Origin of the sequence: Rhodopirellula sp. JB055 (assembly GCF_043100905.1) — a bacterium.
GTDB lineage: Bacteria > Planctomycetota > Planctomycetia > Pirellulales > Pirellulaceae > Rhodopirellula.
This window is the reverse complement of record NZ_JBICHO010000158.1, coordinates 1-3,309: the sequence shown is the minus strand read 5'-3', so window position 1 is coordinate 3,309 and position 3,309 is coordinate 1. Positions and strand designations below refer to the sequence as shown.

The 3,309-nt window shown below is 56.5% G+C and carries 4 protein-coding genes; all 4 read right to left on the bottom strand.

Annotation, left to right across the window (positions count from 1 at the left end):
• Positions 1 to 6 precede the first annotated feature (6 nt).
• Positions 7 to 951: an SMP-30/gluconolactonase/LRE family protein gene (locus ACF8AM_RS06510; protein ID WP_392554848.1), complete on the bottom strand. Its 945-nt coding sequence runs from the start codon at positions 949 to 951 to the stop codon at positions 7 to 9.
• A complete protein-coding gene (locus ACF8AM_RS06505; protein WP_392554847.1) occupies positions 869 to 2,401 on the bottom strand; it encodes an SLC13 family permease in 1,533 nt (510 codons plus the stop codon). The genes ACF8AM_RS06510 and ACF8AM_RS06505 overlap by 83 nt, the downstream gene beginning before the upstream one ends.
• Entirely contained in the window at positions 2,398 to 2,847 is a 450-nt protein-coding gene (locus tag ACF8AM_RS06500) for an RbsD/FucU family protein (protein ID WP_392554846.1), read from the bottom strand. The genes ACF8AM_RS06505 and ACF8AM_RS06500 overlap by 4 nt, the downstream gene beginning before the upstream one ends.
• Before the next feature lie 90 nt (positions 2,848 to 2,937).
• Positions 2,938 to 3,309: sugar phosphate isomerase/epimerase family protein (locus ACF8AM_RS06495; RefSeq protein ID WP_392554845.1), on the bottom strand; the 372-nt coding region annotated here is incomplete at its 5' end.

The following is a 3,309-nucleotide window of genomic DNA, read 5'->3' as shown; positions in this document are numbered from 1 at the left end:
AACGAGTCAGCGCAACCCGCTGACTCGCATGGGCAGAGTGAACACAGAGTCCTGAGCAGTGATGAACAACTCCCGGTGCCCTTTGCCTCCAAAGGTCACATTCGCAGTCCAACGCTTGGGAACGGAAATCGTCCCGAGTTTGTTCCCTTCAGCATCGAAAACGGTCACACCGTCACCGCCTGTCAGATACAGATTGCGTTCTTGGTCGAGCGTCATTCCATCGCTGCCCATTTCGCAGAACAGTTTGCGATTGGTCAGAGATCCATCGTCGGCAATGTTGTAGCGATATGTTTTCTTGTCACCGATGTCGGCAATCCAAAGCTGGCGATTTTCTGGATCACCGATGATCCCGTTCGGCTGAACCAAATCATTGGCGACTTGGGTCAACGTTCCGTCTTTGCCCAGACGATAAACGCCTCGCGGATTGTCGGCTGGGATTTCGTGTTTCCAATACGGCCGTTTGTACAGCGGATCGGTGAAGTAAATCGTCCCATCTGCATCGACCCAACAATCATTCGGCCCGCCAAATCGTCGACCATCAAAGGAACCCACCAGAAGTTCATGGGATTTATCCTGAAGGTTGATTGACCACAGTTCGTTGTTGGCATCCGCACAGGCAATCAGATGCCCTGGAGCCACGAAGTCGAGTCCATTGCTGCGGCCGCACGGTGACATCCAATCGGACAGTACACCCGTCTCGGCGTCGTAGCGAACGATTCGGTCGTTGGGTTGGTCGGTGAAGTAGACGTTGCCGTCATCGTCCGCGATGGGGCCTTCGGTGAATTTGTAGGTGTCTCCCACCAACTTCAGTGTGGCACCAGGTTGCACGACCGATGCCGCATTGGTCGCGTCCGCCTGAGAAGTCGTTTCATCCGCGAAAAGTGGGGGCGTGAGAAGCGAGGACGAAGTGATTGCGACCCAAGCCAAGAGACGCCGACGAACTGGATTCATTGGAAGATTCACTTTCATGGACTGGTGGGGCAAGGTCCAATCGCGGCATCCAGTCCATGCCCGCGACGGTCAAAGAAACCATCGTAATCACGACGGCGGCAACGAGATTCAGAAACAAACCGTTCCGTGCCATCTCGTCCGTGCGAATGCCACCTGCTCCAAACACGATCACGTTGGGCGCGGTCGCGACAGGCAACATGAACGCACAGGAGCAACTGATCGTTCCCGGCAACATCAGCAATTCCGGGGGCAAGCCGACTTCCAGTGACAACGCTGCCAAGATGGGCAGCAACAACATCGCCGTGGCGGTACTGCTGGTGATTTCCGTCAAAAAAGTGACCAGCAAACAGACCGACAAAACGATCAGCCACGGGGGTGCGTTCTTCAGAAATGCGAGTTGATGGCCGATGGCAACGCTCAGCCCCGATTGGTCAAAACCGGTGGCGAGCGCCATCCCGCCGCCGAACATGATCAAGATACCCCAAGGAATCTTCGCCGCAGTTTCCCAGTCCATCAGGCGTTGGCCATCGCCCAGACCGTTGGGACAAATGAACAAAAACAGGGATGCCGCCAGAGCGATTGTGGCATCGCCGATCATGCTGCCGTCCCACGGCAGCAACCCTGTCCATCCGCCAACGGGGCTGGATCGAAAGACCCACAAAAACGCGGTCACCGCAAACACAATCAGGATCAGAATTTCGTTGCGGGCGATCGGAGCCATGCTGGGCATCGACACTGGACGAACGTCGTCAATCGATCGCGTCAGCCACCACCAAATGATTGGCAGCATGATGATCGTGACAGGCAATCCGAACATCATCCAAGTGGCGAAAGGCACGTCGACGCCGAACTTGGTTTGCATCTCGCCCATGAACACCACGTTGGGAGGAGTGCCGATCGGAGTCGCCATGCCTCCGACGCTGGCGGAATACGCAATCCCAAGCAAAAGTGGGACTCGCAATTTTGGATCATCGGCTTGCGACAACACGGCGAGCGCGATCGGCAGCATCATCAGTGCTGTGGCCGAATTACTGATCCACATCGACAGCGAAGCGGTCGCCAGCATGAATCCCAGGACCAAGCGTTTACCACCACGCCCGCCAACCAATCGGACCATGTTGATTGCGATGCGGCGGTGTGCGCCGCTGCGTTCCATTGCTGCAGAAAGCAGAAAACCGCCCAGCAACAGCAGGATCATCGTGTGCCCATAGGCACCCGCGATCTCACGGTGACCGACGACGCCTAGCGTTGGCAGCGCGACGAACGGCAGCAGTCCCACGACCGCGATGTGCAGGCATTCAAAGATCCACCACAACGCGCAAACGATCGCGACGCCTGCGCACATGGTGGCAGGCACCGACAACCCATTTTGATTCGCAAAAAAGCAGATGACGAATGCGACCAGCGGCGCAATCGGCAGCATCCAACGAGAGAGACTTTCAAACTTCATCCATCCATCCGCACACCGAGGGTGAGCAGAAGGTTGGCATAGCGTTGCTGGTCTCCGGTTTGGATGGTCAGCACATGGTCGTCTGTGATCACATGGTCATAAAACGACCACTTCTCGAGCGGTTGCAATTCCACGCTGCTGCCAGCATCTTGGAATGATTTGCGGTAGTCTTCCCAGACCGGCGGATCACCATCGAGCGCGTATGGGCCATCGGTTTCCGTTTGCATCGTCATCGCGGCTTCCACAGGAATCGCTGACAACAAGGCCCGTAGGACTTGGTCGCAAGAAACCAGTCCAGGGCTGAGGTTCAGGCTGACCAGTTTCGCGTTTGGGCCGCGTTTGTTCAGTGCCGGGTAGTTTCCATCGGCGATCAGAATGGTGCTGTGGTGACCGGCCGCGGCACAGATCGCAGAAATTTCGGGGTGGATCAGGTTGGACAAAAGCATGGACACGCCTCGATCAAGATGCGGTAAGAATCAAAGTGGGGAGACAACGACGTGGGCGACGGTGGCCAACGTCGGACAGAAGGTTGCCGGTCAAGCGATGCTGCTTTTCAAATTCGCAATGCTTTCGCGAGCCAAGGTTTCAGCGCCGGGAGAATAGTCGAACACTTCGACACTGACCCAACCGTCGTACTGGATGTCAGTCAGCGCCTTCATGATTGGCTGGAACGGAACGTCCCCCATGCCAGGCCCCAGCAGGTTGGGATCGTTGGCATGGAAGTGAATCATCGAATCGGCGTGTTCACGAATGACTGTTTCGATCGGTTTGGACTCGCTGCTCATGGCTTTGACGTCCAGATGCAAACCGATGTGATCATCGCCAATCATGCGCGCCAATTCGACTCCTTCGTCCGCCGTGTTCAGGAAATCACCCTCGGTCGGCCCAAGCGGCTCAAGCGCGATGCG

Excerpts from the sequence above, each read along its gene's own strand:
- ACF8AM_RS06505 (WP_392554847.1), bottom strand. The coding sequence starts at position 2,401 with ATGAAGTTTGAAAGTCTCTCTCGTTGGATGCTGCCGATTGCGCCGCTG.
- ACF8AM_RS06500 (WP_392554846.1), bottom strand. The coding sequence starts at position 2,847 with ATGCTTTTGTCCAACCTGATCCACCCCGAAATTTCTGCGATCTGTGCC.
- ACF8AM_RS06510 (WP_392554848.1), bottom strand. The coding sequence starts at position 951 with ATGAATCCAGTTCGTCGGCGTCTCTTGGCTTGGGTCGCAATCACTTCG.